The organism is Algibacillus agarilyticus (assembly GCF_003286125.1).
In the GTDB taxonomy this organism is placed as follows: domain Bacteria; phylum Pseudomonadota; class Gammaproteobacteria; order Enterobacterales; family Alteromonadaceae; genus Algibacillus; species Algibacillus agarilyticus.
In genome coordinates, this window is sequence record NZ_QMED01000061.1 from 1 (window position 1) to 3,438 (window position 3,438).

Here is a 3,438-nt window from a genome sequence, read left to right on the forward strand (position 1 = left end):
TACGGGTTTAATATTGAAGCCAGCTTCCTTTAAAAAGCAATTTCCTATAGCATTAAACATACCAATTTAAAGTTGGGCTAAGGCATCAGCTTTGTTCAACAAGGCATTATGCGATCACACACTACGTCACGCATGAATGCTAAACGTTATGTGTACCTATGGATTGGCGTATGAAATTAAACTATCACTCTTTAATTTTTTATCTTCTTTGTTCATACAGGAGGTTATAAAATTGTAGTAACCGACTATCCAAATAGTAAATGCGCTAAATTTTCTTATGGTACTAACGTCCCAAATGAATTATTAAAATAAATAAAGTTCCCGATAAATTGGAATAACTTAAGGTTCTTCAACACAATGAATAAAATATTCGCAACACTAGCTTGTTTAATTTTGCTGAATGGCTGCGCTTCAAAACCTAAATATAATAACTATAAGGTAACTGAAGATAGCGTTTCTTGGATCAAGCTAGGCGGCTCTTACTCTAATTACCGCGAAATTAATGTGCCCTTAGCATCAGCTGACGCTAAAACCTTTAAAGTGTTACCAGACAAAGCATTTGGATTAGACGCTAAGTTTGTATACTACAAAGGTGAAAAATTAGTTAAAGCGCAACCGGCTAGCTTTAAGCTTATCGACAAATCATACTCACAAGACAGTGAAATGATATTTTATAAAGGAGTGCCTATTCCTTTAGCTGAAGCTAAATCTTTCATAATAATTAGTGATAATTTAGCTAAAGATGCACATAGACTTTACTTTAATGGTTTACCGCTAAGTGGTTCAAACCCTGAACAGTATAAATTCATACATAAAAGTAAATTTCACACCTATATTCGCTCAGGGAAGCGCCTATATTATGGTAATGAACTTGTTTCAGCTTGTGATATCGATACGTTCCAAGTAAACCAAACCCTTAATAACCGCGCACAAGATAACAATTGCGCTTATTACTACGGAAAAACGTTACCAGGTGCCGATCTAGACACCTTTACTTTAGTAAAAGGAAATTTCGCTAAAGATAAACACACGGTTTTCTTTGGCCGCGATATATTGCAAGGAGCTGATGCGGCAAGCTTTGTCTATGAGAATAAAAAATATCAAGACCAATATAGTTGCTTTTCGGGTGCTTTACGAAAGAATTGCGCCGATGGTTCTGATTTTTCGTTATCTTCAATAAAGTCAGAAAAGGCACTGAATAAAGCCGCATGGAAAATCGCTAAATCGTGGATTAAACAAGATAAAAACAGAGCAGAAACCCGTTACAAACAACTTAATGTAACGCAACAGTCCATTGTACAGTCATTACAGGGCAATGTGTTAACACCTAAAATGAGCACAAAGATTAATTTTTCTTGGTTACCTAAAAGCTTCCACATTCAACTGATTCCTACCCTAAGTGCATTTAAAAGCAAACGTCTGTATTATAATTACAGCAACTCAGGTTTAAATGAAAATGCCATACAGTTAGCAATATTTACAGAACAAAAAAATCATCTTGAATTAAGAAGCTATGCCTTAAATGGTCAATTACAGCGCGTACTTGAATTACCGCAAAGCAGCTATAAGAATAAAGATTATCCAAAAGGTAATTGTAGGTTTACGATAGGTGAATGTACTTTTATTCAGCGTAATCAAAACAATAGCACTAGCCTAACCGTCACAACCCGTTATAAGAACGGCGTGTGGATAGTTGAAGATTTAACAAACAGCCAATACAAAAAAACTAATTACTTTATTTACGACAAAAAAGGTCTCCCCGTGTACTTTGCCCAAGTGGTTAATAATTCATTACGTAAAGAATATACAAGAAATTATATCGACCCAATTTAAGTGTTAAGTTGTGCAATGCGAATAAAAAGCGGGGAGTATAATCAACTTCCTCTGTATGCTCTGTTGATTTTTAGCATGGTTTAGGCAAGTGAGTTAATAAATGTACACATAATCGGGTAGCCAAGGGTATCTAACCCTCAGCCCCCACAACACCCTGCATGCGGCTCCGCACAGGGCGTTTCATTTAGGATAGTGAAGCGAAACCCATCCATCGACTATCGAATAGAGTCCTTCTGATTTTAGGTATTTCAATGACAAGGCTTGGTTAATCCCCGGGGTTTTCGAGCTACGCCAAGGGCCTTTGCTTGTTATCCCACAAGCGACTGCTGCTTGTACATGTACGCCTCGCTTTATCAAATTCCTCACTTTCGTTCGTGGCTTGCGCCACTGCCGCCAATACGCCATTCGGATCCGTCGCCGGATCCAGTGGTCTAAATCAACACACCGTTGGTAGCAATTTGCTATGCCAAAGTAATTGATCCAGCCTCGAAGATATTGGTTAAGTTTGTGTATTTGATAGGAAACACTTATGCGGGACAGGCATATATAAACTTTTGATTTTATTTGATATTAAATAAGTTCATCGACTATGCATCAATGGCTGTCCCGCATGAACACGAATTTTTTAACTGCAAATAAATAATATAAATAGCAATGTGTTAGCTTATTTGCTAAAAATACAACAAGTATATAAATGCGCGCAGATTTGGTAGGAAAATGCGCAAATCGCGCACTATTAAGCGTTATATTTCAATAGGGACATTATGCGCATTCTGATAGTTTTAATTTCATTCCTATCCCTTACTGGCTGCGTAGGTTTAGCTGTCGGAACATATGGAACATTTGAATCTCAAAAAGAGAACTTCAATCTTGCTGATAAGCGTTTAGAACAAGGTTATGGTGATCGAAAATCCTACTCAAAAGAAGAAGTAATTTCACTTTGGGGAAAACCTGATCAAATTAATACAAATGGAGCTTGCGAGGTTCTCACATATCTGTAGTGGTCTAATGAAACTGTAGAGATTTATAGCTTAAAATATGTAAAATCTTAAAGGTATTTATTATGACTAGAAAAGCGAAAGTTACTGTCAGCACTCTTCAAAAATTAGAATATGCCAAATTGATGGTTGAACAGGGTTACACCAATAAACAAATTGAAGAAATGTCAGGTGCGGGCAAATCGGCCGTATCTAGATGGAAAATACAGTATCAGGCAGAATTAGCCGGTAAAACGCCACACAATGCCAAAGCATTAACCGAAGACCAACGAAAAATACAGTTGCTAGAAGCCCAGCTAAAACAAGCCATGAGGGATAATGATATCTTAAAAAAGGCAGCAGCTTTCTTCATTCGAGACAATCAAAACTTAAAATGATACGCGAAGTAAAGAAAGCAAACCCTGAATTTAAAATAAGTGAATTGTGCCGAGTATTTGAGACCAGTTGTAGTAGCTTTTATTACAAACCCAAACTTCAAAGTATTGAAAAAAAGAAGCTGATAGAGCGCGTAGAGCAAGCGTTCAGTGATTCATACGCGACATATGGTAAGCGACGTATACAGGCTGATTTAGTCGCTTTAGATTGTAAAGTTGGAGTTTATGCTATT

The 3,438-nt window shown here is 36.9% G+C and carries 2 protein-coding genes and 2 pseudogenes; 3 read left to right on the forward strand and 1 reads right to left on the reverse strand.

Annotation, left to right across the window (positions count from 1 at the left end; genetic code table 11):
• The first annotated feature begins 357 nt into the window (after positions 1–357).
• On the forward strand, positions 358–1,833 hold the full coding sequence (locus tag DPX34_RS21390; RefSeq protein ID WP_111980438.1) for a DKNYY domain-containing protein: 1,476 nt from the start codon (positions 358–360) through the stop codon (positions 1,831–1,833).
• Between the two features lie 180 nt (positions 1,834–2,013).
• Here the strand turns inward: DPX34_RS21390 and DPX34_RS21395 are convergent.
• Positions 2,014–2,364: pseudogene (locus DPX34_RS21395) on the reverse strand (group II intron maturase-specific domain-containing protein); the annotation flags it as partial.
• A gap of 233 nt (positions 2,365–2,597) precedes the next feature.
• Between DPX34_RS21395 and DPX34_RS21400 the strand changes: the two are divergent.
• Positions 2,598–2,834: a hypothetical protein gene (locus tag DPX34_RS21400; RefSeq protein ID WP_111980439.1), complete on the forward strand. Its 237-nt coding sequence runs from the start codon at positions 2,598–2,600 to the stop codon at positions 2,832–2,834.
• Positions 2,835–2,896: 62 nt separating this feature from the next.
• Positions 2,897–3,438: pseudogene (locus DPX34_RS21405) on the forward strand (transposase family protein); the annotation flags it as partial.

Bases quoted from the DNA above. Each gene is read 5' to 3' on its own strand.
- DPX34_RS21390 (WP_111980438.1), top strand. From the start codon at position 358: ATGAATAAAATATTCGCAACACTAGCTTGTTTAATTTTGCTGAATGGC.
- DPX34_RS21400 (WP_111980439.1), top strand. From the start codon at position 2,598: ATGCGCATTCTGATAGTTTTAATTTCATTCCTATCCCTTACTGGCTGC.